The sequence below is a fragment of the Hydrogenovibrio marinus genome, assembly GCF_013340845.1.
Taxonomy (GTDB): Bacteria; Pseudomonadota; Gammaproteobacteria; order Thiomicrospirales; family Thiomicrospiraceae; genus Hydrogenovibrio; species Hydrogenovibrio marinus.
This window is the reverse complement of the sequence record NZ_AP020335.1, coordinates 2,448,996-2,475,130: the sequence shown is the minus strand read 5'-3', so window position 1 is coordinate 2,475,130 and position 26,135 is coordinate 2,448,996. Positions and strand designations below refer to the sequence as shown.

Here is a 26,135-nt window from a genome sequence, read left to right as displayed (position 1 = left end):
TCGAGGTTTAAAATGTTATGTTATTCAAATCAATATTATAACCAGCACTTCGCATTTCTTGAGCCACTTTCATTTTCCATGCTCCATGGTCATCAAGGGGAATATATGCGATGCCGCTAATATCGTTAGGTTTTTCGACTTGACCTTTCACTAAAGCACAGACATTGCTTCTCCCTAATTTTCCGATTAGAAATCCGTGTTCAAAAACGACATTCTGCCTCGCTCGAGGTCGTTGTTCTCCATTTTCGAGCCCCCCAATATCACAGGGAGTGTATAAGACAATAGCAAATCCGACATTTGTGTATGATTCAATTTTCTCAATAATGGTTTTACCGGAATTTGTTTGCTCGTGAAGAATAATAGCTTTTAATCCCAAGCTTTCGATAAAACGAGCGGCATCTATTTTGGCATGCTCATCTCTACCGTGAACTATAAAAACTTCATTTTTATCCACGGATGAAGTTTGTGCTGGTGAGCTAGGATTTAGAATGCCTCCTGAAGATTTCAGGGTTTCTTTTGTAATATCTGTCACATATCTACCATTATGAACAACGTTTGTTGTTGTATAGACTGCCAATACGTTATGAGGAACATTGCTTTGTGCAATCGCTTTCAACTCTACAGTAGGTCTTTCTGAGCTTTTAATTTTTAAACTTATGATGTCCTTTCTTTTTATGTATGCACCATCTATGTAAATTTCGTTATTTTCTTTATAGGGGATAACAATGAGCTCCTTAATCTCTTCAAGATCAGGATTGTCAAACTCATAGTAATGTTTGTTGTTGCCTTTTTTGTCTTTTCCATTTGTTTCGACAATAACATGGTAATACATAGTTCATTCTCGCCTTTAATGCTTAATTGAAGAAGTGGCAGTTAATTTTAGTCGGTAAAAATATTAATGTGAGGAAAATCTGCCAGGTTGGGAGTTCGAGGAACAAAAAACCCCGCGAAAGCGGGGCAGAGCTTATGACAACTAGTAGTTTAAAGTCTTACCAAGACTTATAAGGTAGGAACTTACCGTTCATTGTTACGACCACACGGTCACCCGCTGGGTTTTCTTCTTTATCAATATGCATGCTGAAATCAATGGCGCTCATAATGCCGTCACCGAATTTTTCGTGAATCAACTCTTTCATAGTCGGTCCATAGACGCCGACGATTTCATAGAGGCGATAAATCAAAGGATCAGTCGGTACCGTTTTCTCCCAACTTTTGTGCGGAAAAGTCTGTAATGCACCAATAGCTTCCACAGGCAGTTTCAAAAATGCACCGAGTTTTTCTGCCGGTTCTGGCTGCAAACTATTCATGCCCAAGCAAGCGGAAGTGGTGAAAACTTCGCTCAACCCCGCTGCATCGGCGATTTGCGCCCAACTGACGCCCAATTCATTTTTTGCCAGAATAATCGTTTCGGTCATTTCAACTTTATTCATGGGTTCCTCCTCTGTTGATCTCAGAGAAAAAACAGCAACCGCCATACCAAGTATGACATCTATGCCAATGGCTAAAAATTGACGGGGTCATCAGCTTAGCTAAGAAGGGTTTTTGCCAGCATTGCCAAACACATCAATGCCACCAGATAACGCAAATGTGTCGGATTGACGCGGAACAAAAAATGCGAGCCTAGCCATGCGCCGATAACCTGCCCCAACATCATCACCGCGCCCAGCAGCCAAGCGATATGTCCGGCGAAGATAAACACAATTAGCGAAGCGATATTGGTAGCGAAATTCAGTGTTTTTGCCGTGGCGGTTGTCTTAAGTAACCCTTGTCCTTTTAATGACACGCCAGCCAAACTGAAAAAAGAGCCGGTGCCCGGGCCAAACATTCCGTCATAAGCGCCAATCAAAGGGAGTACGAATCGTCGGTAGGTGTTGTCCGACACTTTATGGGGTCTATCCGGTTCATGTGGAGCCTTGGCGAGCACGAAATAAACGGCGATGACAAACAGTACCACTGGTATCAACCAAGACAGGAATTGTGTATCAAGAAACTGGATGATGAGGGTGCCAATAGCAGAACCGATAAACGCCGTCAGCATCAAGGGTCTTATTTGCTGCCATGTCACGTGCTGGTGTTTGAGCATCATGTAAGTTGCAGTGGCAGTGCCCATTGAGGCTTGGAGTTTGTTGGTGGCGAGAGCACTTAAGGGTGGTAATCCGCTGACAATCAATGCTGGTAGCGTTAGCAAGCCACCGCCGCCAGCAAGGGTATCGATCATCCCTGCCAGTAAAGCGATAGCGAATAAAAAGGAGACCAGCTCCAGTGAGAGTTCGGGCATTAGCGCAGGATTTTGTTACGAATCGCCTGAATACCGAAGGCGAACAAAATCACCACACTTACCGCACTGACCCAACCTGGCAGAAATTCATGGCTGTGCATCAATTGTTGATGGAAATCCAAGTGCCAGTCACGGGCAATCCAGTCCACAATAACCCCCAGTGCAATACTGCTGATTGCAAGCGTCGCCACGTAAAGTTTCATGGCTTGGCTTCCCAATTCCTGTTTCAGGATACCCAATGTCGCGATATTGGTGGACGGGCCTGCCAACATAAAAATCAATGCCGCGCCCGGGGATAACCCTGCCAACATTAAGCCCGCAGCCACCGGCGTTGATGCTGAAGCACAGATATACACCGGGAAACTGGCAACGAATACCAGCAAATAAATCCACCAAGTGTTTTGGTACTGCAATAAGAAATCATTAGGAATAAAGGTCATCACCAATGCAGACAAAATCAGACCGATCAACAGCCATTTTTTCATGTCGTCCAGCATTTGCGTAAAGGCATAATGCACCCCTTGCAGAATGGTCATCTTTGCTGCGTCATCAGGTTTTGATGTGCCACAACAACTGCTGGTTTCTTGCTCTTGCGAGCAGCAACTGGTGTCTTTTTTGACCGATTCTTGGGCACTGCTTGAGCAGCAGCTGGTTGTGGCGTTTGATGCAGGTTTGTGTGCTTCATGTGAACAACAACTTGTTCCAGATGGCTGAGGGGTTTTGGTATCTGTTCCGACGTCTTGGGTGGTGGATTCGTGCTTGGCGAACCAACTGATGCTCAGTCCGGTGACCAGCGCGGATATAATGGCGGAAATCGGACGAATGATTGCCATAAACGGACCGAGTAAGGCATAACTTAAAGAAATGGAGTCCACACCTGTTTCCGGTGTGGATACCAGAAAAGCAGCAGTCGCGCCTTTAGAGGCTCCGGATCGGTGTAATTGGGTAGCCACCGGAATGACTGAGCAAGAACACAATGGCAAGGGCGCACCGATCAAGGCGCCTTTGACGACAGGTGTCGCGCCTTCTCCAGACAAGTGTTTTGCTACCCATTTGTTTGATACTTTCGCTTTGATGACACCTGCAATCAATAAGCCAAAAATTAGCCAAGGCGCAGCAATGGAAAGGGTCTGCCAAAGATTTTCCCAAAAAGAAATTAACATAGAGAACCTGTAAGAAATTGTTTGAAAATCAGGTCTTATTCTACGCCGCTAACAACAAAACAACAAGTGAGAATCATTTTTGTTATTAAAAAATTCAATGGGTTGGTGGTTTATTTTTAATTGCAAAATATAAGCATTCTCTTAAAATTGAACTTATGAAAAAGCGACTAAGACATTATTTCATGGCCTATATGGTTCTGTTCTCTGCCCTGTATTCTCATTGGGCGGCGGCTATCCCTTTGCCTGAAAGCGGTCAGAATGTCGAAATCTCAATGCATCATAATATGAATCATCAAGGCATGATGATGGGTGATATGACGATGTCGGGCTCTATGCATATCGTTGCGATGACTCAAGATTTGCCAAAAATGTCCTATGCACATTATTGTCCTTATTGCCACGGTCCCTGTGATTACGATATGGATACGTGTCATGTTATCTATCCTGTCGCTGACCTGGTGATGCAGGAATTCCATTTTGCCGTGCCATCTGAGATGCCGGTTTTCGCTTTGCAAACAACCTTACCGGTTGCGCCTACCAGCAAACACATCCGTCCTCCAAAATTCGCCTGAATTCGCTTCACTGTGCCTTTTGAACCCTGTTTAAGCGTTCAGCACACAATCGTTTAGTCAATTTTTATACTTTCGAGAGACTCTCGAAAAAAGGTGAATTCTATGAAAACTCGTAGACAATTTCTTTCCGGCATGATTTCAGCGGTACTGAGCGGCGTACCTGCATTGGCGTTGGCGGATACTGCCGACGGCAAAAAACTCATGACCCTATCGCCAGGCAAAGGCGATGACAAGATTCTTTATAAATATGTTTGTCCGATGCATCCGCAGATTGTGCGCGACCACCCCGGTACTTGCCCTATTTGTGGTATGACGTTGGTGAAACAGGCTTTCAAGGCATCTGAAGAAGCTCCTAAGATTTTCGCTGGGCAAGGCGGGGCTTCCGGTACGAAACAAGGGTTTGCCATCCGAACCACCAAAGTACAGAAAACCACGCTTTGGAAATATATTCCGACATTCGGAAAAGTCGTGGCAGATGAAAGCAAAGCGGTGCATATTCACCCAAGAGCATCAGGCTGGATTAGCGATTTGGCGGTGCGAAGCAATGGTGAAAGCATCAAAAAAGGTCAGTTGCTTTATCGTATCTATTCCCCGGAAATCGTATCCGCCGAGCAGGATTTGTTGCTGGCTGTACAGAACCGTAAACGCATCGGTCGATCCGCTGATTCATTGGTGCAGTCCGCTGAAATCCGCTTATCGCTCTTAGGGCTGGATAATTCCGTCATCCGTAAAATCGAAAAAACCGGAAAAACTATCAATCAGGTACCGATTTATGCGCCGCAGGATGGTGTGGTATCGAGTCTTATTGTGCAGGACGGCATGTATGTACAACCGCAAACCGAGTTGATGAGTGTCGCTGACTTGTCGAGTGTTTGGATAGAAGCCGAAGTCATGCCTTTGCAACAAAGCTGGATTAAAGATGGTTTGACCGCGGACATTTCTACAGAAGCTTATCCGAGCCGCAAGTGGGAAGGTGTGATTGATTATATCTACCCGGTGACGGATGTCGCTTCGCAAGCTTTGAAAGTGCGTCTTCCAGTGGAAAACAAGGATTTAGCGCTTAAGCCGAACATGTTTGTCAATGTGGCGATCTATGGTGGACCGAAACACAATACCTTAGCCATTCCGCTTAGCGCTGTGATTGACGATGGTCATGAAAAACGCGTGGTGAAAGAGCTGGATAATGGCGAGTTCCAAGTGGTGAAAGTCGTCACGGGTATGGAAACGCAAGGCATTGTCGAAATCTACTCCGGCTTGGATGAAGGCGACCGTATTGTGGTTTCCGGTCAGTTCCTGTTGGATTCTGAAAGTCAGATTCAAAGTAACCTCAGAAAATTGATGTCGACTAGCAGTGCGTCCGAGAAGCCGGCTCACACTGACCATCAACATTAATCGGGAGGTTTTATGATTAATAAAATAATTGCCTACTCGATTCAAAATCGGGTGCTGATACTGTTGTTGAGTGTCGCAGTCGCCATAACCGGCTGGGTGTCATTTCAAAAAACACCGTTGGATGCGATTCCTGATTTGTCGGATGTTCAAGTCATCGTCAAAACACCTTATGCGGGGCAAACGCCTCAGGTGGTGGAAGATCAGGTCACCTATCCGATTTCCAAGTTGATGATGTCCGTTCCTAAAACCAAAGCGGTTCGTGGCTATTCGTTTTTCGGCGACTCGTATGTTTATGTGTTGTTTCAGGATGGTACCGACCCTTATTGGGCGCGTTCTCGTGTTCTGGAGTATTTGAGCCAGGTTAAGGGGGCCTTGCCAGCCGATGTTCAGCCGACCCTTGGGCCGGATGCTTCTGGTGTGGGCTGGGTGTACGAATATGCTTTGGTCGATAAGACACACCACCATGATTTGTCGCAACTCAGAACCTTGCAGGACTGGTTCTTGAAGTATGAGTTGCAATCGGTGCCTGGCGTGTCGGAAGTCGCTTCTGTCGGCGGGATGATCAAGCAATACCAAGTCACCATTGACCCTAATAAACTTCGCGCCTATAACCTGAGTTTGCAACAGGTGGAAAAAGCCATTCGCAACTCAAGTGTTGAAATGGGGGCGTCGGTCATTGAGCAAGGCGAAGCCGAATATATGGTCGCGCTCAAAGGCTATGTCACTAAAGTGAGCCAGTTGGGTGACGTGCAGGTTGGAATTTTCTCCAAAGATAAAACGCCAGTGATGTTGAAGGACATCGCGCAGATTAAACTGGGGCCACAACCGCGTCGTGGTATTGCTGAACTGAATGGGGAAGGCGAAGTGGTTGGCGGCATCATTGTGATGCGTTCCGGTGAAAATGCCTTGAAAGTGATTCAAGCGGTTAAACGTAAGCTTGCCGAGTTGAAGCCGGGGCTGCCAAAAGGCGTGGAAATCAAGGAAGTTTATGACCGCTCCGGTTTGATTAACCGCTCGGTAGACACCCTGAAAGACAAGCTGATCGAAGAGATTCTGGTGGTTGCGCTTATTTCACTGGTGTTCCTGATGCATTTGCGTTCGGCGCTGGTGGCAGTAGTTTCCTTGCCTTTGGGAATTCTCGGTGCGTTTATCATTCTTGAAAAACTGGGGGTTTCCGCCAATATCATGAGTTTGGGGGGGATTGCCATTGCCATCGGAACCATGGTCGATGCCTCTATCGTGATGATTGAAAACGCGCATAAGCATCTTGAGGCCTATCATCGTGAAAACGGTGAGGTTGCAAAAGGTGAAGTGCACTGGCAGTTGATTTTGGATGCGTCGAAAGAAGTTGGTTTGCCATTGTTCTTGTCATTGCTGATTATCGCCTTGAGTTTTATTCCGATCTTCTCTCTGCAAGAGCAAGCAGGACGTTTGTTCACGCCATTGGCTCTGACCAAAACGCTGGCGATGGCGGTGGCAGCCGGGTTGGCGATTTCTCTGGTGCCGGTGCTGATAGGCTACTTCGTGCGTGGCAAGGTTCCACATGAAACGAACAACCCGATTAACCGTGTGTTGATTGCAGGTTATCGTCCATTGTTGGATAAGCTATTGCACTGGCCGAAAAGCGTGTTGGCGGTGTCTTTGGTACTTTTCGTCACGGCATTCTACCCTTGGCAAAACTTGGGCTCAGAGTTCATGCCGGAACTGGAAGAAGGCGACTTGTTGTATATGCCGACTACTCTACCCGGGTTGTCGATTGGCGAAGCACAAACGCTTTTACAGGAAACGGATGCTTTGATTAAAAGCTTTCCGGAGGTGAAAAGCGTGTTCGGTAAAATCGGTCGTGCGGATACCGCAACTGATCCCGCGCCTTTGACGATGATCGAAACCACCATTCAGCTCAAGCCTAAGTCAGAGTGGCCGCAGGGTATGACCTTGGAAAAACTGATTACTCAGTTGAACGACAAGGTGAAATTCCCTGGGGTGACGAATGCTTGGGTACAACCGATTAAAACCCGGATAGACATGCTTTCCACCGGGATAAAAACACCGATTGGTATCAAGGTCGCCGGTGACGACTTACACCAAATCGACAAAATCGGTCGTCAGTTGGAAGCGGTATTGAAGCAGGTGCCAGGGACTTTGTCGGCCTATTCCGACAGGGCGGAAGGCGGTCGCTACATGGATATTCTGCCAAACCGAAAAGCCATGGCGCGCTATGGTTTGAGTATGGCAGAACTGGCGGATATTCTGTCCACTGCAGTGGGTGGTAAAGTGTTGAACACCACCTTGGAAGGGCGTGAACGCTACACCATGAACCTGCGTTACCCTCAAGTCTGGCGAGACTCTTTGCAAAAACTACAGACTTTACCGATTGTCACACCGAAAGGTCAGCAATTGGAGTTGGGTCAGGTGGCTGATGTGGTCGTTAAGCTTGGGCCTCCGATGATCAAATCCGAAAACGCCCGTTTGAACGGTTGGACGTTTGTCGACTTGAACAAAGGGGTGGACTTAGGCGATTACGTTGCGCGTGCGCAGAAAATCGTCGAGCAAAAGGTCAAACTGCCTGCCGGTTACAGCATCAGTTGGACAGGGCAATATGAATATCTGCTCAAAGCGCAGAAATCACTTGAGCAAATTGTTCCTCTGACGCTGTTGATCATCTTCCTGTTGCTTTACTTCATTTTCAAAGATGTGGTTGAGGCGGCGATGATTCTGCTGGTGATTCCGTTTGCCCTCTTAGGGTCGCTTTGGTTCCTGTGGGGATTGGGCTTCGCTTATTCTGTCGCGGTTGCGGTCGGGATGATTGCCCTTGCCGGGGTGTCCGCCGAGTTTGGGGTGGTGATGTTGTTGTATCTCAAGCAAGCGATCAATCATGCGAAAGAAGCCAATCAATTGAACTCGATTCAAGACCTACGTGCTGCGATTATGCAGGGTGCGGTGCAACGTGTACGACCTAAAGCCATGACCGTAGCTGTGATTGTCATAGGGCTGTTGCCAATCCTGTTTGGTGAAGGCACGGGTGCGGATGTGATGAAACGTATCGCCGCACCGATGATTGGCGGCATGATTTCTGCGCCAATCGTGTCGATGATTTTGATTCCGATACTCACCTATTTGCTTTATCGCAGACGACTGTTTGGCAAACATGCCAACAATATTGCTCCACAAAAAGAGGAGACACGTTAATGAAAAGTTTATTGAAACAAGCCGTACATACGGTGGCAGTCGCTTTGATGTTGGTTGCAAGCTCGGCCTTTGCCGAGCCGCAAATGGCGGTGACAGCGCCGGAAAAAGTGCTGCAAAAAGATGCGCAGTTGATGCAGTTATACCAAACCGCTTTAAGCAATAACCCCAACCTAGCAGTTTTTTCGGCACAGGCGCAGGGGGCGTTGAGCCAACAGAAACAAGCGGCATCCTATGAAAAACTTCAGGTTCAGCTGCAATCAGAGTTGAGTTATGCCTGGATGAAGAAAAAGGACTTCGGGCGTACCGCCAACCAGTTGAAGGCAAGCTATCCTTTGTATCAACCGGATAAAACCGATTTGACGCAAGTGGCGACTTTTCAACATGATGCGGCGCAATGGCAGCTTGAATCCCAAAGACAAAAGCTGATGTTGCAACTGTCCGAGCTTTATTACCGCTATTGGTCGCAGCAGGCGCAAGTGGACTTTTTGGTCAAAGAGCAAACGTCCATTTCTTCAATCATGACGCAAGTGCGTAAGCGCTTTCAGGTTGGTTATCAAGATTTGAACGATATCGCCGAGATTCGCGCAAGGCTGGATAACAACCGTGCTGATTTGCTGGCGGCTAAGCAGGCGTTGGCGATTACCGAGTCGGATTTATCTGCTCTAGTTGGAGAATCGGTCGATTTGCATCGAATGAAGATGCCGGAGGATTTGCCGAGTGATACTTTGCTTAATAGAGTGTCGTCCAGCCAGAAAGTAGATGCCAAAATTCAACCGGATTGGTTGTTGCAGAATCCACAGGTGAAAGCTTTGGAGCAACAGATCATGGCAGCTAACCGACAAGTGGATTATGAAAAAAACAAGAATGGTGTTCAGCTAGATGCCTTCGGTGCTTATGTGTATAACGATAGTGATGGCAATTACTACGATGATATGCAAGGTGTCAAAGGCGGCTTGGAGTTGAAGTATCCTTTGTACCTCGGCGGCCGAACCGATGCTGCGGTTTCCAAGTCTCGCGCTCAAGTGTCTGCGGCACAAGCGCAGAAACGTCAATTGGTGTTACAACTGGAGGCAACCATCAGAAACAGTTTGCTCAGTTATCAAGCCGGTGTTGAACGCCTTGCTGCTTTGAAAGCAGCACTGTCATCCAACCAAGAAGCGGTAAAAGCCACAGAAAACGGTTTGCGCACCGGCACGCGGAATATTCTCGACTTGCTCAATGCGCAACGTAGCTTGCACAAAGCTCAACGAGATGTGCCTTTGACCAAAGCGAAGATTTGGCAAAGCTGGTTTGAGTTTTATGGCGCTTTGGGCTTGTTGAAATAAGTTTGAACGCGTAATTCCGCTTAAGCAGGAGTAGTCTACTGTCTTAAAAAAACAAAAAACTGCCCGGAAAACCGAGGTGCCGGGCGGCTTTTTACGTTAAAATAGGCGATCTTGATAATTTAACGTAATGAATGATTTTTCCCTGTAGCCATGGACAGAACCTTAGAAGTTGAAAAGAAAGCCATCAAACTTGTAATGATTGGTGACGTCGTGATGGCGGTGCTGGGTTTGAGTTTTTATTATCTGACACATTCTCAGGCAATCTTGATGGATGCTATCTATCCGTTCATTGACATGACTGCGGGGTTATTGACCTTGCGCGTTGCCACCCTGATTTCCAAGCAAGCCAATCAAAACCAGCCATTCGGCTATGCCATTTATGAACCTTTGCTCAACTTCATCAAAGGGATCATGATTCTGGTGGTGGTCATTTTCGCGATCTATGCATCGGTGCACGCCCTGTTAAACGGTGGACGTCATGTTGTGGCGGATATCGCTGTTTTCTATGCCGTTGTGGCGTCTTTGCTCGGGTTTGTGCTGTCTTATTTCCTCTACCGTATGAACAAGAGCGTTAAATCCGATTTGATTGAGGTCGATTTGCAAGGTTGGCTAATCGGCGGCGTGTTGAGTTTAGCGGTTGGGATTTCCTTTGGGTTCTCTATGTGGCTGGCTGGTACCGAATATAAAGATTGGGTGCCATATACTGACCCGATCGTTATCCTCATGTTAGTTGTGGTGATGCTGCCATTGCCGATTAAAGTCGTGAAAGAAAACGGCTTGCAGTTGATTGGTCGCTTCGAGAACTCCGAGATTTCCAATGATATTGAAGAGTTGGTGCGCCATGAATTGAAAGAAGATCGTTTTATCGGCTTCGAGAAACGCTATCTTCAATTAGGTCGTTCCATTTATGTTCAGCTTTATATTCAAATGAAAGCGGACAGTGACTTCAATTTACAAGAAGCGGATTTGTTCCGTACCCATCTTTACCATAAGTTGAAACAACGTTATGAATACCTCGCGGTGGATGTTATTTTCACTGCCGACCCTGTGTGGGCGAAGCGTAGCGTTGGAGACCCTGAGTAATGTCCTACCCGGTGCCCGCCGAGCTGACGCACGCGGAAATCGAAATCAAAAAAAGCCGTTTCATCGCCTATGCGCAAACCATCGAAACCCGTGAACAAGGCATGCAATGGCTAGACGAAATCAAAACACAATATCCTGATGCACGACACCACTGCTGGGCTTATTTAATAGGCAATCCTGCCTGCGCTTCGAATGCAGGGATGGGCGATGATGGCGAGCCTTCCGGCACTGCTGGCAAACCTATCTTGAACGTGTTGCAACACAAAGGCGTGGGCGATGTCATGGTCATCGTTGTGCGTTATTTCGGCGGTATCAAACTCGGTGCCGGCGGGCTGACCCGTGCCTACGGACAGGCGGCACAAGCGGTGATGGAAATTCTGCCTATCATTCAGCAAGTGGAAATGGTGTCGATAGAAGTGACCTGCGATTTCGCTTTGGAAAAGCAGGTACGCCACTTTTTGGAAGAAGCCGAGGGCAAGTTGGTTTCTGTCGATTACGCTAATCAAGTCACACTTCAATTACAGCTCCCTTTGGAGCATCAAGCAGCATTCTGCCAGCGATTGGAACAAAATCGCTGCACCTATCGTTTACCCTCGTAACGCATTTACATTTTTCCTAGCGCGCCAAGTCTAAAATCTGCCAGGTTGGGGTGCGACAATTTGTCACATTGTCTTGGTTCTAAGCCTCCCGTAAGATTCTCCACAATTTTTTTAAGGAGTTATTCCCCATTTTCTAAATCGAAGGTTTGGAAGTGAACAGAGGGAATGCATGAAAATCTTGGGAGGACAAAATATGCCTAAATTAAAAAAACTTCCCCTTGGAATCTGCCTAGCCATTCTATCCATGTCGGCTAAAGCGGAGACTTCATTGGATGCGGTTACCGTCACGGCGACTAAGCAAGAAAGAAAAGCGTTGGATGTTTCTCAAAGTGTTGACGTGGTGAAAAGTGAAACCATTCAGAAGAAGAACGCACGAAACATTAACGACATCATCAAAACCATGCCGGGTGTAATTGCTGTCAGCAAAAACGGTGGTTATGACTCGCGTTTAATTATCCGTGGTGCCGGATTGAAAGCGCCTTATGGTGTGCGTGAAATCATGGTGTTGCGCGATGGTGTGCCGATGACTGATCCGGACAGTTTTACCCGCTTTGATTTTGTCGATATTGATGACATCAGTTCGGTAGAAGTGTTCAAAGGCCCCGGCTCTATTGAGGCGTCTAATGCCAGTGGCGGCGTGTTGGCAATCAACTCCATTTCCGTATTTGATGGCACCAAAGACTATGTGAAGTTGGGCGCGGGTAGCGAGACCAGCCGTAATGCTGCGTTGCACAAAACTTGGGAAGCCGGGCAAAATGATAATATCTCCATCCAGTTGTCGCGCCGCCAAGCGGATAATAATTGGCGTCAGTGGAACCAGTTCGATACCACGCAGTTCTCCATAAAGGAAGGACATTTCTTCAAGGGTGAGTCGACGCTTGAAACGGAATTGAGCTATCAGGAATCCAACCTTCAGCTACCGGGGTCATTGAACGCGGCGGGTTATGCAAAATATCTGCAAAGTGGTCAAACGTTAAATGACAAAGCCAATACCGGATCGGCGTTTTCCAAAAGCGCTCGTGACAGCAAAACCTTGTTTTTCAATACGCGATATAAAACGAAATTAAGTAAAACGCTGGAATTCAAACCACAGTTTTATGTCAACAAATGGCAGCATTTTCACCCAGTAACGGGCATCATCAACGATGCGAAAGACAATTATGTGGTGGGTACGGATTTGATGTTTGACCGTAAGCATCAACTGTTCGGTCACGACGCGAGCCAGGTGTTTGGGGTGACGGTGAGAGGGGATATCCGTAACCAAGGTAAGAAGTATCAGTATCGTGACACGGTCATCAAGTTTGGCAGAATTGTTGATGTCACTTCTGATGCGAAAGGGACATTGGCCAGTGTTGAAGACTCTTCCAACCTGTTGAGTGGTGCTTACTTCCAACAAACCTTCTCTCCTGCGGAACGCTGGCAAATGGACTTGGGTGTGCGTTATGACCACTTGAATATGGACATTTCCGGTGATGAGTACTGGAAGTACGATTATGCCGGCGCTAAGTATGTTGCGGGGCAAGGTCATTATACGACGCGTGCAAACTATGACTTGTTTGCGCCAAAAGCATCGGTGAACTATGAGCTTGCGAAACTGTCGCGTTTGTATGCAACGGTGAGTGGCGCACAACAAGCACCAACGGAAAGCGAGATCAGCAACAACCGATCTTATGGTCATGCGACCAATCTTAAAGCTTCAACCGCAGTGCAATATGAGGTGGGTTATAAGCACAATGCTCAGAAGTTGCAGACAACTTTTGCGCTTTACCAAATTGACCTGACAGATGAAATCGTTGGCGTCAAAGATGGCACTACCACTTACTATGTGAACGCCGGTAAGACCCAGAAAAAAGGTGCCGAGTTGAATGTCGGTTACCAAGTTTTACCCTCAGTCGGCATTGGTGGGACGGCCGCGGTTCAGGATTATCGCTATCTGAAATATCAGGACTCGGGTGCCGATTATTCAGGCAACCATGTGCGATTCATTCCTGAGCAGCAGTATTCGATTTTTGCCAATTATCAGCATAAAGGGTATCAAGCTCGCGTAGAGGGCATGGCGTTCGGTAGTTATTACATCGATGATGCCAACACTGAGAAATACAGTGGTTATAACATGGTGACGAATATGATGGTCGCTTACCGCCAGAAGGCGCATTTGTTCCAGCTAAACGTCAACAATCTGTTTGATATGCGTTATGCGGAAGAAGTGTCTAAGGATAGTCGTGGCAGCTACAGCTATACGCCGGGAGCGCCGCGCAATATCCAGTTCAACTACCGTTATCAGCTCTAGGAGACGATTATGTTGGCGAATATGTTGAACTGGCCATTGTTAGGCACGATTTATCAATCTCCTAAATTGCTGAACTTGATGAGAGTGTTGGTATTACTGCTTTTTGTCAGTGCGGTGTATTTCGGATTGACCTATCCTGACGAGTCGCAAAACCCTTATACCGCAGCGGTGTTCTGGTCTTTGTTTTGGCCGTTTTTCTTGATCTTGTCGATGGTGACCTTGGGGCCGGTTTTCTGTTCGGTTTGTCCGCACAGTTTCATCGGTAAATATCTAAACCGAATCGGTCCGAAAAAACTGATGCCGAATTGGATGAGAAACCGCTGGTGGGGTTTTGGCTTGCTGTTGCTGAGTTACTGGGTGCCGGTATATGTTTTCCCGGGCTTCCTGAAGTCTCCTTTTGTCAGTGCTATGTACTTTCTGGTGCTGACGATTATCGCGTTTGCAGGATTCTACCTATATCGGAACATGGACTATTGCCGTTATGTTTGTCCGATTGGTTCGGTGATTAAATCCTACGGAAAAGTGGGATTTTCCAGCCTGAAAACCGATCAGAGCAACTGTAAGACCTGCCGTAGTTTTGACTGTGTGAAGTCTTGTGAATGGAACCTGAGACCTTATTTGTTTGAGAACAAAAACAATATGCAGGATTGTACCTTGTGTATGGACTGCCACCATGCCTGTGACTCGGTGCAATGGAATTTGGGAGCGTTTGCCAAACAAGTCAGCGAGCCGGTAAAACAGCTCGATAGAATGACGATTTGGGTGTTCATTTCTCTGTTGGCGGTGATTACCTTTACCATGCGCTTTCACCATGCGCTGGGGCACAGCCCAATCAAGAGCGAGTTGCCTTGGGTTCAAGCAGGTCAATGGTTGGAGACTTTCATGCCCGCAATTCCGATGGTTGATTGGGTCGGTTTCGCTGCACTGGTGATGGCGGTGGTCATGACATTTGGTATTGTTCTGGGCAGCTTTTTTGTCACCAGTAAATTCACTAAGGTTAGCTATGGTCGTGTTTTCGAACATGCTGGCTTGGCGCTTGCGCCGTTGATGTTGATTGGTGCACTGAGCCATATCGGAAGTTTTTTCTTTTTGCACTATGCGTCTGATTTGGGGAATGCCTTCTATTGGTTGCTTGGCTCGGATTCGACCATGCATCCATTGGCGTCGCGTAGAGATGCCTGGGTGCATTTGTTTGGGTTGTTTCATTATCTGGCGGTTTTTGTAGCGGCTTATGTGTTGGTGAAAAAGCTCAAGCAGCTTCAACTGACAACCGGCAAGCTGGTGGTGGCGACTTTGACTTCCGGTTTGATTATCTGGGCTTATCTGGGCTTGGTTATCTTGACTCAGTGGGCAATGACACTGCGCTAGCCTTTCTTTTTTCGCGCCGTTGTGGCGGCGCGATTTCCCCTTCTTTTCTCTGTCATCATTTGTCTGAATCCGACACTTAAAATCTGCCAGGTTGGGTCGATTATTGCTGAATCTTCTTAATGGTGAAAATCTGACATTTTTATGATGTTTTTGTGATGACCTCAAGGATTGAATAGCATCTTCCCAAACTTTTCATTAGAATGTGTTTTTTTCTAAATTCGTATATTTACGAATCATAAAAATATAATTTTCTACTAAGGCGCACAGAAGATATGGAAAACAGAAGACTTTATGATGTAGGTGGCAAATTGATTAAATTTGCCTGGGCAGTAGAGATACTCGCCGTTTCGATAGGTCTTTTAATTTCCATTGTTGTGTCTTATTCCGTCTATATGCAGCTCAATGCGCATGAGCGTGAAATGTCTGCTGGCAACATCTCGACGATTCTGGTGGCCGGGCTACCATTTGTGTTGGTCGCTGTGGTTGAAGCGAGCAAGATTCCTATTGCCACGGCGATGATGTATGCCCGCCATTTTGCTTGGCGTCTAGGCTTTTTCATCGGCGTCATTATGCTGGCCACCATTACCTTTGAAACCATGTTGAATGGGTTTGAGCGAAACTTCTCAAACCTGACCTTGGCGATAGATGACCAAAAGAATGCGTCCCTGCGGTTGGATGAAAAAATCAACAGCTTGAACCAGCAAAAAGACAATATCAACACCGTTCATATCGATACCATCGACGCCAATTATCGTCGAGGTGTGTCCAACGCCAACCGTTATTTCACGGAAAACCTGGCGTCACAACGTAAAACGTTGGAACAACGTCTGGCAGAAATTGATTCGGGTTATAAAGATAAAATCGATCAGGAAATTGCAGATTTGCAGAATAAAGAAGCTCAGGTTTATGAAGACTGGGATAAAGAGCGTGATGCCTTGCAACAACGCATCCGTAAAATGTTGAACCAAAATTTGGCGGGTTCGTCGGAAGAGAAAGCGCAACTTGAAAAAGAAGTGGCGGACCTCAAAGCCGAGATGAAGCAAAAGATGGCGGAAGCGACTTTTCTGACACGTCAGTCGGTAGAAGACAAGTACCGCGCCTTAATCGATAAAAAAGAGAAGCGTCTGTACCAAGTCAGCGATTTCTCCAGCGGGAAAGATGCACTGAAAGAGCAAACCGGTACCGAAGAAATGCTGCAAGGGCAGTTGAAGACGATGGGCATGACTTATCAGAAACGTATCGACACCATTCATCACCGCATCGACTTTTTGTCGAACCGTTTGAAACAACGTTCGGAAGAAGATGAGGCATTGCGAGCGAAATATCGTCAGCAATATCAATCTTTCACAGATGAAGCGACACATACCAAAGACAGCATTATCCAACGTGCGTTGAAAGAGAAGAAAAACCAGCTTGAAACCTATGAAGAGATTCAACAAAAAGTCAAAGAGATCGACGGGGAGATTTTTGGTCTGCAGCAACAGAAGTTGGAAATTGATCATAAGATCAACACGCTGATTACCCAAAACCAAATTTATCGTGTTGCGGCCTATATCAACGGCAACGAGTCGGCACGTGATGTGCCGAAACATTTGGTAGGGTTGGTTGCATTAGTTTGGTTCACTTCTCTGGCGTTTATCTGTTCGGTCACGGGGGTATTCCTAGCGATTGCCGGTATCTACTTACAACGTACTTATGGTGCGCCGGGCAGTCGCCCTGATATTGAACCGGAAACGCCGACACTAGCAGAAGTGGAGCATGAACGAGCAATGCACACTCCTAATGGAGTGTTGAGTCCGGCGTAAAGGCATTCATCCATAGAGAAAAAACATCAGCTGCGATAGAAAATTTCATTTGCTTGTCAAATAGGCTAGGCATAATATGCAACTCTAATAACAAGCAATAGCCGGGCTTTATGGAAACCATTTCAAAAGATTTCACCCGTCGGGTTTTTAAGAACTTTGGCTTAAAATCTAAAGCTTCCGATGAAATGGCAGTCGCCTTTATGGCGGCTGTCTGTCAGGAAGTGTCTGACGTGTTGGCATTGGCAAAAGATGTCGACAATCGTGAAGCGCCAAAATCCATTCATGCCATCCGCGTAACTTTCAAACGCCTACGCGCCTACTGGCGACTCATCTCCCCTGCTATTCCCAAAGAAACATTTAAAGCGGCAAACGAGCGTATTCGCCAGACGGCGAAACGGTTAGCGCAACATCGTGATTTGCAGGTGATGTTGGAGTCACTTCTGCAAATTGAGTCCTTGATGCTGGAAGGTGGTGTTTCCGCTAAAACACAAGCCTACTTAGACAGATTGAAATCAGACTTTGAGTCGCAAATCGCCAAGCAAGTTGAAGTCTTGCCGGAGATAGATTGGAATGTGGTCGAACAAGCCTTGGAAGAAGAGTTAGCGGCTTGGCAGGCACTTTCGATTGAGCAGGATTTCATGCAGACCTTGAAGAAAGGGTTTGAGATGACCTTATCGGCTTGCCATCGTCATGCGCTGGCGGGCATCGCTGTGGGGGCAACGGCTGAAGAGCGTCATGAATGGCGCAAGTGGGTCAAGCATGGTTACTACCAGTTGAAGCTCCTGAAGTCGCTTGGAACGGACAAGGGACAAAAGGTCGTACGAAAACTTGACCAGTTAGGCAATCTGCTTGGCAAAGAACATGATTTTGAGATTTTGTATCTGCATTTGAGAACCCTAAAAAAAGACCTGAAAGGGGATGAAAAAGGGCTGGATGCGCACAAAGTCTTGCATAAATTCACCCAAAAACGTTTGGCTCACCTGAAAAAACAAGTCAATCATCTTCACAGCGAACTGCTCAAGTCCTGGTAGTGTGGGCAGGCGAGTAGCTGGTGACTCGGGTATAATATTGCGCATCCCCTGTCTATTCAGAGCAAAATAACCCCATGTCCGACCACAATGAAAAAAACATCTCAACTGCACAACAGAGCCTTTTAGGGCAAAGCACGCCTTATTGTCATAGCTATGACCCAACGCTTTTGTTTCCGATTCCGCGTCAAGAAAATCGTGACGAACTTGGCTTTGATTTACAAAGTTTGCCGTTTGTCGGTTTAGACATCTGGACAGCCTATGAAGTTTCTTGGCTCAATGCCAAAGGAAAGCCTCAGGTCGCCATCGTTGAGTTCGCTTTTTCTGCCGATGCGCCGAATTTGATTGAATCAAAATCCTTCAAATTGTATCTGAACTCCTTCAATGGCACGCGTTTCGACTCGGCAGAAGAGGTCATTGCCTTGTGGGAAAAAGACCTGTCTGCTGCGAGCGGTGGTGAAGTGTCTGTAGACATGCGTTCGGTGGACGCTGAAGAGTATTTGGGTAAGCTACCGGGTGAGTGTCTGGATGATTTGGATATCGAAGTCGATGCATATCAAGTATCCCCCGATTTGTTGGTATGTGAATCAGAAGAAATCGTCAGTGAAACACTACATAGTCATTTGTTGAAGTCGAACTGTCTGGTGACAGGACAGCCGGATTGGGGCTCTGTGGTGATACGTTATGAGGGCAAGAAAATTGAGTGGGAAGGTTTGCTCAAATACCTGATTTCGTTCCGAAACCACAACGAGTTCCATGAGCAATGCGTCGAGCGTATCTTCACCGATATCCAAAAGCGTTGCCAGCCTGAACATTTGACGGTCTATGCACGCTACTTGCGTCGCGGCGGGTTGGACATCAACCCTTATCGTTCAAATTTCGAAGATGAGTTTGATTTGACACGATTAAGCCGCCAGTAATCAAAATCTGCCAGGTTGGGGTAGGCCTAACGTCGGGAGCGGTTGGCGGTGGTTTGTTGAATCAGTGTGGTTAACTCGGTAGACAACAAACCGAATTGTTTTAGCATCTGTTGCATGCCACCGATATCGAAGCTGTCGACCTTCTCTTTCAATTGCGAAGAGAATTGGATGAGCTCAGGCACGTCAAACAGTTCACCGACTTCGTTTGCATTTTCCGCAAATGCTTCAAAATCTTCAAAATTGTTGGTTTTCACCGCACGTTGATGTTTAGGCTCCAGTTGATCTTCCAATGCTTCGTTTAAGTCTTGCAGGCGACTGCGAGCGGTGTCCGAAAGTGTTAGCGGTTTTTTGACTTCGTCATTATTCACTTCAATTTCGTCATACGCCAAATACTGGCAGAGCATGTTAAATAGGTCATGTTTTAAAACAGGTTTACGTAAATAGCCGTCGAAATGTGCGCGTTTGGCTTTTTCGAATTCGTCCTGCATGACGGATGCGGTGAGTGCGATGATTGGAATTGCTGGTTTTTCGGCTTTGATACGTTGTGCGGCTTCATAGCCGTCCATCACGGGCATGCGAATATCCATCAAAATCAAATCGAAATCTTCTGCCATGGCTTTGTCGAGGGCCTCTTGGCCATTTTGTGCCTGAGTAATCTGCACTTGGGTATCAATGAAGTTCTGTGCAATCAGTTCGCGGTTATCGGCGATGTCATCGACAACCAGTATTCTGCTGAATCGGAAATGGATACGATTCAAATTGAGGCGATTTGCCATGTATTGCGGGCTGTGAGTGGAAGCGATGTCCATTTGATGTAGCAAGATTTTGAATTTGGAACCTTTGCCGGCTTCACTTTCAACCTGAATTTCACCTTCCATCATTTCTACCAAACGTTTAGTGATGGATAGTCCTAATCCGGTACCGCCGAATTTACGGTTGTCTTGCCCGGACTGCTGCTCGAAGACGTTGAATATACGAGATTGTTCTTCTGCGGGAATACCGATACCCGTGTCTTCCACTTCAATCAACAGGTCAAGTTTGCTACGAGGTTGGTCGAGGTTGATGGCGCGTACCGAGAGTTTGATATAGCCGGACTCGGTGAATTTGACGGCGTTGCCCAGTAGGTTAAACAGCACCTGACGCAGACGAACGGAGTCTAACAGAATCGCTTCTGGTAAATCCGGCGCGACATCCATGAACAGATCCAAACCTTTTTGTTGTACGTTCATTGAGAAAATATCGGCGATTTCTTGGAATAGGTCTGTCGGGTTGGTCGCCTGTTTGTCCAGGGTCATTTTGCCGGCTTCGATTTTCGACAGATCCAGAATGTCGTTGATAAGCATCAGCAAGGTGTTGCCCGCCGACTGAATGGTGCGGATAAACGATTTGAGGCGGGGCTCTTTGATTTGGTCGTTGAGCAGCTCGGTAAAACCGATGATGGCATTCATTGGCGTACGAATCTCATGACTCATGTTGGCGAGGAATTCCGTCTTCGCTTGGTTGGCAGATTCCGCCAACTCTTTGGCGTCATTAAGCTGCTGTTCCATATGAATACGATCGCTCAGATCAACATAGATGGAGAGCAATGCTAATTGATTTGCATAATGAATCGGCAAAATGGACACCATCATTTGTACGTCGTTACCATTAATGTCTTTTATGGGCACGATACGCTGTTCGATTTTGCCATAGGTGTTGAGCAGTTCTTCGATTTCTTTTTGTTCTTCAGGTCTGCTGTAGTAGTCGCTCACCCTTTTAGTGTTCGGATCGTCGACATCAATTAGATAGTCTTTTTTTGCTTTTCGGTTTGCCGAGAGCAGATTCCACTTGTAGTCATTGACCTTGATGATCAGTGGAACACTGTCAATGATTGCCTGAACCTGCTCTTGGTTGCGTTTAATCGATGCCTCAAGCGTTTTTTGTTCTGTCTGGTCACGCCAGGAAACATAAATGGCGGGATGTCCTTGATATTGAATAACGGTCAGGACGACATCTACCCAGAATTCTTCTCCGTTTAGTTTGCACATCATCCAATCTATACGGATTGTGCCTCGGTTGAAGCATTCTCTGAGAGAGTAATTGATTTTATCTTCGGAAAGAATGGTATCAGGTTGGTACTCTGGCGACCAATCCATCGGCGTTGTGCCAAGCAATTGTTGTTTGGTTTCAAGTCCGAGCAATTCCAAAGCGGCATGGTTACAGGAGACGAATTGTCGATTTTGGATAATGAGATGTGCATCGGCAGAGGTTTCAAAGAGGTTCTGGAAGTTTTCCTTTTCGATTTGAAGATGGTCTTCAGCCAGTTTCCGCTGAGCGATTTCTTTTGATAGTTTCAGGTTCCAGTAAATGATGAAGCCAAGAATTGCCAAGAAGATAATGATGATTCGGATAACCATCCAGTAGTCGACTTTGGAGGCGAATTCGATTTTTGTCCAGTTATTTAAAATCTTAGAGCCGGACTCTTCCGTGACTTGTTTCATTACCTTATTGAGTAAGCTGAACAGTTCCGGCTCGTCTTTCTTGATGAACAGGGTGAGCTTCATCACCACGGGGGTTTTGCCAACAATTTTGAGGGTATTCAGCCCTTTTTGCTTAATCAAGTAACTCGCTTTGGGGAGTGACATGACTGCAGCGTCGAATTTACCAATGGTGACACCTTCTAGTGCCTCGTCTGGTGTATTGACTTCAATGAAGTTTTGGTCGGGAAAGTCTTTATAAATCGCATGGGTATAACCATAGCCTTTGACCAAGGCGACCTTTTGGCCTTTCAACTCTGACAGGCTGTTGATGAATTGCGTTTTGCCATCCATAACAATGACAATAGGGCTGCTTAGGTATGGGGTAATTGGATAGTAATTTTTGCTGAGGATGGCATCATCTATATCGCCCGAAATAATATCGACTGATTTTTGTTCAGAAAGCTTGAGTGTCTGCTGCCAAGAGGCTACGTGCTTTGGTTGAATCTTCAAGGGTACTTTACGTTCAATGGCTTTAAGGTTGTCGGCGACGATACCGATATATTTGCCGTTTTGGTCGAAGGCATCATAAGGCAACCAATTAGGATCGCCAGCAAAAGTGACGGAAGGATGTCTGGATAACCAAGCCGTTTCCGCATCGGATAATTTTAGTGCTTTCAAGTTGAAAACAGTTTGATCTTCGGGTTTGCTGAGCCACTGATCGAAAATGTATTTTTTCTCAATGGGTGACATGTCGTTCAGTACTTTGTTGATGATGGAGACCAACTCTGGTGCATCTTTACGAACCATGAAGTGCAAAGTTTGAGGTTCATCCCGTGTGGATGCGAATGGATGAATGGTGGAAATACCTTCTTGCGCCAATTTGTAAGACAGAACGGAATAGGTGTCGTAGAGAATTTGTGCTTTGTTCTGAATGACCGCATCTACCGCTTGGTTTAGATTGTCTGTTTCCAATAGTTGGATGCGGGGAAATTTCTTTTTGAGCAGTTGTATGGTGGCGTAATCTTTTGGAATGGCCAACGTCTTACCGTTCAAGTCACTCAGCGTTTTTGCTTTTAGGTCATTGCGAATAAAGAAATAGTTAAGCGTTTTAAAGTAGGGGAGAGAAAACAGGGCAAACTGTTTTCTGTCTTCGGTTTTATTCGCGGCCGGAAGTAGATCGACTTTTTTATCCTTCAACAAAGAGAGGTTGTGTTGCCATGCCCCTGTTTGTATATCGAACTTCAATCCGGTTTTCTTACGGATGAGGTTTAAATAATCATTGGCGATACCCTGATAATTGCCTTGCGAACCAGTGAAGTCGAAAGGCGCCCAATCAGCTTCCCCCGCAACTTTAATGACAGGGTGTTTTGCCATCCATTTTTGCTCTTCAGTGGTGAACTGGTATTCACTGGAAGCCAGAAACCATTTATTGAGAATAACGTTCTTGTCAATCTGAGGAATGTCATCCAATGCCTTTTGCATGATTGAAGCCAATATAGGCAGTTTTTTGCTGATGGCAATGGAGGTATTGGTTTGGTAATTACTGATTTGCGAGACGATGAATAGGTTGGTCAGGAAGTTTTTCTTTATTAAATAAGTGGCAACGGCGATATTTCCAGCATAGGCATCCACTTGTTGCGTACTGACCGCTTCTAGTGCCTCTTTATTGGAGTGCATTGGAACCACATGAATTTCCGGGTAGTGGCTTCTTATCCACTCTTCCAGATAAGATGCGCCATTCAGTGCGAGGGTTTTATCTTTTAACTGGGCTAAGCTTTTAATTGAGCTACTGGTAGAGACCACTAAGGCTAATGGCATAGTTGTATAGGGTGTGGTGAAGCTGAAATAGGCTTCTCGTTGTGGGGTCTTGACAGCGCAGGAAAGTCCATCCAGTTGTCCTGCTTTTGCTTGCGCCAGAATATCCGACCATATTCCAGTTTTAACGTGGATGGTTAATCCAGTTTTTTCAGCAATCACTTTTAGCATGTCAGCCGCGATGCCTGCATGCTCTTTTTTCTCATCAGCAAATTCAAATGGCGGCCAATTGAAATCTCCGCCCAAGTTGACGACAGGATGCTCTTTTATCCAGTTTTTTTCTTCTGTGCTAAGTTGTAATGCTGCTTGCGCATGAAAAGAGAGGAGAAAAAGCCAGGTAAAAAAACCGACTTTAAGATTGTGCAATTGCCTTAAACTCATCCAGATTCTCGGCAAAGACTTCAGTTAGTTTAGGGTCAAAGTGCGTGCCACTGTGATCTATGATGTATTGGGTAGCGTCTTCTAAGCTCCAGGCCTCTTTGTAAACGCGTTTGTGGCTGAGGGCATCAAACACGTCTGCCACTGCAACAATACGTGCGTAAATGTGGATTTCATCACCACTCAATCCTTGAGGATAGCCCGTTCCATCCCATTTTTCATGGTGTTGGAGCGCGATGATTTCAGCCGCCTTCATGAATTTACGTTTAGAAATACGCATTACTTCTGCGGCACGAGTCGTGTGCGTTTTCATGATTTCAAATTCTTCTGTTGTGAGTTTGTCAGGCTTGCAAAGAATATGATGTGGAATGGTGATTTTACCGATGTCATGCATTGGAGCGGAGTGGAATATGATTTCGACATCGTCCGACGACAAGCCTGGATAGTATTCTGCCAGCAATCTTGAGTATTGTGCCACTCGGCGAATATGGCGTCCGGTTTCATCCGAAGTAGCTTCCATGAGCTCAGTAAGCACATAAATCATTTCTTTCTGATTTTCTTCCAGCTCGGTCATGAAACGTTTTTCTTTGCTAATCAGGCTGTTTTGAAGCGCGATGTTGTGCTGTTTCAGTAGCTTTTTCGCAGTGAAGAGTTCAAGGTGGTTTTTGACACGGGCGATAAGTTCTTCGGCGTGAAAAGGTTTGAGTATGTAATCGACAGCACCCAGTTTGAAGCCTTGACTAATGGAATCGATATCGACTTTTGCGGTTAAAAAAATCACCGGAATGTCGGAAGCCATAGGGTTTCTTTTCAGGTGAGAGCAAACTTCAAAGCCGTTGAGGCCGGGCATCATAATATCGAGCAGAATCAACTCGAAATCATTTTCTTCCACTAAAGCGAGGGCTTTTTCACCATTTAGAGCGAAAGAAAATTGATAATTGCCTTCTTTTAAAATATTCATGGCAACCTGAATATTTTCAGAGACATCGTCGACGATAAGGATGTGGTATCGATCTTTCATGAGGCTCATCTTTGCTCTTCCTAAGCAGAATGTTTCCTAAAATCTGTGTCTCGGATACGAAATTATTCACAGCGTGAATGCGAAATCTTTCGTATTGCTATGGGCAATAATCAATTAAATCTATAAAAAATTCAAGTATTTCGACTCTTTTTTACAAAGGATTCATATATTTGGTTGCTAATGACAGGCGCACTATTTGATGTATAATGGATGCATCTTTAAGGTACGGTACTCATGACAAAGTTGTTGGGTAGCTATTATGCAAGGTGTGTAGATGTTTTTTTTCGATAGAGCTTTTCGTTCGTTTTTTATTGGTGGCAGCCTTTTTTCTGTAGTGGCGATGCTTATCTGGTTTGAGCAATATCCAATTGCATCAAAGCAATTTTCCACGCTTATGCCTATGATGTGGCACGCTCATGAAATGGTATTTGGTTATGCTTTGGCGACGGTGACGGGTTTTTTATTGACGGCGGTGATGAATTGGACAAGAGCTGAGTCAGCTTCCGACCATCGCTTGGCGCTGATTTTTGGTTTCTGGTTGGCTGCAAGGCTCGGGTATTTATTTGATGCGCCAATCATTTGGGTAGCTCTTTTTGATATGGCGTTCAATGTTGGGTTGCTACTGCACTTTGCCGTACCTGTGGTGCAAAAAAAGTTGTGGGCGCAAAGCGGGTTGAGCGCAAAGTTCTTGCTACTGATTGTAGCCAACGGTTTGTTTTACGCCAATGTTTTAGGCTGGACAGTATTCAGTCAGTTAAGTGCAATATTGCTTGGGTTGTTTTTGGTGTTGGCAATCAATTTGACCATGATGCGACGCCTGCTGCCGTTCTTCACCGAGAAAGCCTTAGGCTTGCCTGAGCAACAACAGTACAAGTGGTTGGATTTATTCGCACTGGTTGGTTTTTTTGCATTGATGGTAGTCGTAATTTTTTGGCCGGGGCACTGGAGTGTCACCATCGTCGGGTTGTCATTGTTTATTGCCCATTTCATTCGCCTTTGGCGTTGGTACCGTCCTGGAATATGGAAAGTGGTTTTGCTGTGGCCGTTATTTGTGTCTTATGGCTTTATGACCCTAGGAATGTTGATGTTTGCCGCCGTGCCTATCGGATGGATTAGTTTGTCGTTAGCCATTCATGCATTGGCGGCTGGTGGAATCGGCTTGCTTTGCTCGGCGATTATGGCAAGGATTTCTTTGGGGCATACCAATCGAAATGTCTTCAACCCGCCGAAGGGTTTGGTGTGGGTTTTTATCAGTTTGGGTGTGAGCGCGGTTTTCAGGGTGATATTCCCTGTTGTTCTCCCAGAGCAAGCAGTGCTTTGGGTTCATATTAGCCAGTTAGGCTGGGCGTTAGGGTTTTTGTGGTTGAGTGTGCTTTACTGGCCGATCTTGACTAGACCAAGCCCGCCAAAAGAGACGGGCATTTTACTTTAGTGGTCAAACATCGGTTTA

Annotated in this window: 18 protein-coding genes; 12 read left to right on the top strand and 6 right to left on the bottom strand. The window is 46.0% G+C overall.

Translation table 11 applies throughout. The features are described from left to right. Positions 1-7: 7 nt before the first annotated feature. The 4 genes from HVMH_RS11685 to HVMH_RS11670 form a co-directional block, all read right to left on the bottom strand. Entirely contained in the window at positions 8-832 is an 825-nt protein-coding gene (locus tag HVMH_RS11685; RefSeq protein WP_029911579.1) for a TIR domain-containing protein, read from the bottom strand. A 157-nt stretch (positions 833-989) separates the two neighbouring features. Then, complete coding sequence (cynS, locus tag HVMH_RS11680; RefSeq protein WP_029911584.1) at positions 990-1,430, bottom strand: cyanase; 441 nt, start codon at positions 1,428-1,430, stop codon at positions 990-992. 95 nt (positions 1,431-1,525) lie between these two features. Next, positions 1,526-2,278, bottom strand: a complete 753-nt coding sequence (locus HVMH_RS11675) for a TSUP family transporter (RefSeq protein WP_029911587.1) — start codon at positions 2,276-2,278, stop codon at positions 1,526-1,528. Next, positions 2,278-3,441: an SO_0444 family Cu/Zn efflux transporter gene (locus tag HVMH_RS11670; RefSeq protein ID WP_029911590.1), complete on the bottom strand. Its 1,164-nt coding sequence runs from the start codon at positions 3,439-3,441 to the stop codon at positions 2,278-2,280. Before HVMH_RS11670 ends, HVMH_RS11675 begins: the two co-directional genes overlap by 1 nt. A 182-nt stretch (positions 3,442-3,623) precedes the next feature. Here HVMH_RS11670 and HVMH_RS11665 point away from each other — a divergent pair, with 182 nt between their 5' ends. From HVMH_RS11665 to queF, 11 genes are all read left to right on the top strand, one after another. Beyond that, positions 3,624-4,013 carry a hypothetical protein gene (locus HVMH_RS11665; RefSeq protein WP_029911593.1) on the top strand — a complete coding sequence of 130 codons (390 nt, stop codon included), beginning with the start codon at positions 3,624-3,626 and terminating at the stop codon, positions 4,011-4,013. Positions 4,014-4,115: 102 nt separating this feature from the next. Continuing rightward, entirely contained in the window at positions 4,116-5,405 is a 1,290-nt protein-coding gene (locus tag HVMH_RS11660) for an efflux RND transporter periplasmic adaptor subunit (RefSeq protein ID WP_029911596.1), read from the top strand. Positions 5,406-5,417: 12 nt separating this feature from the next. Then, complete coding sequence (locus HVMH_RS11655) at positions 5,418-8,594, top strand: efflux RND transporter permease subunit (protein WP_029911599.1); 3,177 nt, start codon at positions 5,418-5,420, stop codon at positions 8,592-8,594. Then, positions 8,594-9,919: a TolC family protein gene (locus HVMH_RS11650; protein ID WP_029911603.1), complete on the top strand. Its 1,326-nt coding sequence runs from the start codon at positions 8,594-8,596 to the stop codon at positions 9,917-9,919. Before HVMH_RS11655 ends, HVMH_RS11650 begins: the two co-directional genes overlap by 1 nt. A gap of 150 nt (positions 9,920-10,069) precedes the next feature. Beyond that, positions 10,070-11,002, top strand: a complete 933-nt coding sequence (locus HVMH_RS11645; protein WP_029911605.1) for a cation diffusion facilitator family transporter — start codon at positions 10,070-10,072, stop codon at positions 11,000-11,002. Beyond that, positions 11,002-11,601 (top strand): YigZ family protein, encoded by a 600-nt coding sequence (locus HVMH_RS11640; protein WP_029911608.1) that lies wholly within the window; start codon positions 11,002-11,004, stop codon positions 11,599-11,601. The genes HVMH_RS11645 and HVMH_RS11640 overlap by 1 nt, the downstream gene beginning before the upstream one ends. Before the next feature lie 193 nt (positions 11,602-11,794). Beyond that, on the top strand, positions 11,795-13,891 hold the full coding sequence (locus tag HVMH_RS11635; protein ID WP_029911611.1) for a TonB-dependent receptor: 2,097 nt from the start codon (positions 11,795-11,797) through the stop codon (positions 13,889-13,891). 9 nt (positions 13,892-13,900) lie between these two features. Next, entirely contained in the window at positions 13,901-15,259 is a 1,359-nt protein-coding gene (locus tag HVMH_RS11630) for a 4Fe-4S binding protein (protein ID WP_029911614.1), read from the top strand. 272 nt (positions 15,260-15,531) lie between these two features. After that, positions 15,532-17,064 (top strand): hypothetical protein, encoded by a 1,533-nt coding sequence (locus tag HVMH_RS11625; protein WP_174403350.1) that lies wholly within the window; start codon positions 15,532-15,534, stop codon positions 17,062-17,064. A 110-nt stretch (positions 17,065-17,174) separates the two neighbouring features. Continuing rightward, positions 17,175-18,095: a CHAD domain-containing protein gene (locus HVMH_RS11620; protein ID WP_029911622.1), complete on the top strand. Its 921-nt coding sequence runs from the start codon at positions 17,175-17,177 to the stop codon at positions 18,093-18,095. Positions 18,096-18,169: 74 nt separating this feature from the next. Further along, positions 18,170-19,012, top strand: a complete 843-nt coding sequence (gene queF / locus HVMH_RS11615) for an NADPH-dependent 7-cyano-7-deazaguanine reductase QueF (RefSeq protein WP_029911625.1) — start codon at positions 18,170-18,172, stop codon at positions 19,010-19,012. 26 nt (positions 19,013-19,038) lie between these two features. On the opposite strand, the gene HVMH_RS11610 is transcribed toward queF, so the two are convergent. Continuing rightward, entirely contained in the window at positions 19,039-23,667 is a 4,629-nt protein-coding gene (locus HVMH_RS11610) for a transporter substrate-binding domain-containing protein (protein ID WP_051682473.1), read from the bottom strand. Continuing rightward, positions 23,639-24,694, bottom strand: coding sequence for an HD domain-containing phosphohydrolase (locus HVMH_RS11605; RefSeq protein ID WP_332102808.1), 1,056 nt, complete (start codon positions 24,692-24,694; stop codon positions 23,639-23,641). The genes HVMH_RS11610 and HVMH_RS11605 overlap by 29 nt, the downstream gene beginning before the upstream one ends. Positions 24,695-24,959: 265 nt before the next feature. Here HVMH_RS11605 and HVMH_RS11600 point away from each other — a divergent pair, with 265 nt between their 5' ends. Beyond that, positions 24,960-26,117 (top strand): NnrS family protein, encoded by a 1,158-nt coding sequence (locus HVMH_RS11600; RefSeq protein WP_029911634.1) that lies wholly within the window; start codon positions 24,960-24,962, stop codon positions 26,115-26,117. Positions 26,118-26,135: the final 18 nt, after the last annotated feature.

Coding starts and splice junctions, on each gene's coding strand:
- HVMH_RS11685 (WP_029911579.1), bottom strand. CDS start 832: ATGTATTACCATGTTATTGTCGAAACAAATGGAAAAGACAAAAAAGGC.
- cynS (WP_029911584.1), bottom strand. CDS start 1,430: ATGAATAAAGTTGAAATGACCGAAACGATTATTCTGGCAAAAAATGAA.
- HVMH_RS11675 (WP_029911587.1), bottom strand. CDS start 2,278: ATGCCCGAACTCTCACTGGAGCTGGTCTCCTTTTTATTCGCTATCGCT.
- HVMH_RS11670 (WP_029911590.1), bottom strand. CDS start 3,441: ATGTTAATTTCTTTTTGGGAAAATCTTTGGCAGACCCTTTCCATTGCT.
- HVMH_RS11665 (WP_029911593.1), top strand. CDS start 3,624: ATGGCCTATATGGTTCTGTTCTCTGCCCTGTATTCTCATTGGGCGGCG.
- HVMH_RS11660 (WP_029911596.1), top strand. CDS start 4,116: ATGAAAACTCGTAGACAATTTCTTTCCGGCATGATTTCAGCGGTACTG.
- HVMH_RS11655 (WP_029911599.1), top strand. CDS start 5,418: ATGATTAATAAAATAATTGCCTACTCGATTCAAAATCGGGTGCTGATA.
- HVMH_RS11650 (WP_029911603.1), top strand. CDS start 8,594: ATGAAAAGTTTATTGAAACAAGCCGTACATACGGTGGCAGTCGCTTTG.
- HVMH_RS11645 (WP_029911605.1), top strand. CDS start 10,070: ATGGACAGAACCTTAGAAGTTGAAAAGAAAGCCATCAAACTTGTAATG.
- HVMH_RS11640 (WP_029911608.1), top strand. CDS start 11,002: ATGTCCTACCCGGTGCCCGCCGAGCTGACGCACGCGGAAATCGAAATC.
- HVMH_RS11635 (WP_029911611.1), top strand. CDS start 11,795: ATGCCTAAATTAAAAAAACTTCCCCTTGGAATCTGCCTAGCCATTCTA.
- HVMH_RS11630 (WP_029911614.1), top strand. CDS start 13,901: ATGTTGGCGAATATGTTGAACTGGCCATTGTTAGGCACGATTTATCAA.
- HVMH_RS11625 (WP_174403350.1), top strand. CDS start 15,532: ATGGAAAACAGAAGACTTTATGATGTAGGTGGCAAATTGATTAAATTT.
- HVMH_RS11620 (WP_029911622.1), top strand. CDS start 17,175: ATGGAAACCATTTCAAAAGATTTCACCCGTCGGGTTTTTAAGAACTTT.
- queF (WP_029911625.1), top strand. CDS start 18,170: ATGTCCGACCACAATGAAAAAAACATCTCAACTGCACAACAGAGCCTT.
- HVMH_RS11610 (WP_051682473.1), bottom strand. CDS start 23,667: ATGAGTTTAAGGCAATTGCACAATCTTAAAGTCGGTTTTTTTACCTGG.
- HVMH_RS11605 (WP_332102808.1), bottom strand. CDS start 24,694: ATGAGCCTCATGAAAGATCGATACCACATCCTTATCGTCGACGATGTC.
- HVMH_RS11600 (WP_029911634.1), top strand. CDS start 24,960: ATGTTTTTTTTCGATAGAGCTTTTCGTTCGTTTTTTATTGGTGGCAGC.